The sequence below is a fragment of the Cupriavidus sp. 96C5-1 genome, from assembly GCF_057798855.1.
Genome location: NZ_JBYOJU010000117.1, coordinates 1 through 664, shown reverse-complemented (window position 1 = coordinate 664; position 664 = coordinate 1). Strand labels below are relative to the sequence as shown.

Genomic DNA, 664 nt, shown 5'->3' with positions numbered 1-664 from the left:
GTGTCTCAAACTTCCGTTCAAGCCACGTCGCTACAGGATGAGTTCTCGCATTTGTGCCGTATTCCAAGTCATCTTTCGATCACTTAAATACATTTCGGTTGATACAATCACAACCCGGTATCGTGTTGTACTGCAGCGTCTCATCAACGCTCACGACACCTTTACTACATCCCATATTGTTAAAGAACAGCCGACTTGCGTCGTCTTGGCAAAGCCAAATGCAAACGCTCAATCGTTAAGCGCTTGCATTTGGACTGACCAATCCAAGGTAAAAATCATGGTGGAGGATGACGGGATCGAACCGACGACCCCCTGCTTGCAAAGCAGGTGCTCTCCCAGCTGAGCTAATCCCCCCATGTACTGCTTGTCGGAGGCTCAGCTTCGAACCACCGCCTGTAACCTGGTGGGTCTGGTAGGACTTGAACCTACGACCCCCGCCTTATCAAGACGGTGCTCTAACCACCTGAGCTACAGACCCTTGGCTGTAACAGCAAACAAACCGATAAGTGTGAACGCTCGACTTTAGATGCACGCTCTTGAAAGGAGGTGATCCAGCCGCACCTTCCGATACGGCTACCTTGTTACGACTTCACCCCAGTCATGAACCCTGCCGTGGTAATCGCCCTCCTTGCGGTTAGGCTAACTACTTCTGGCAAAACCCACT

2 tRNA genes and 1 rRNA gene are annotated in these 664 nt (G+C 51.1%); all 3 read right to left on the bottom strand.

From position 1 onward, the window contains the following. Positions 1-278: 278 nt before the first annotated feature. A tRNA-Ala gene (locus tag AC3FOF_RS44555) sits at positions 279-354 on the bottom strand. A gap of 47 nt (positions 355-401) precedes the next feature. Beyond that, positions 402-478: transfer RNA gene (locus tag AC3FOF_RS44550), tRNA-Ile, on the bottom strand. A 61-nt stretch (positions 479-539) separates the two neighbouring features. Further along, a 16S ribosomal RNA gene (locus AC3FOF_RS44545) occupies positions 540-664 on the bottom strand; the annotation flags it as partial.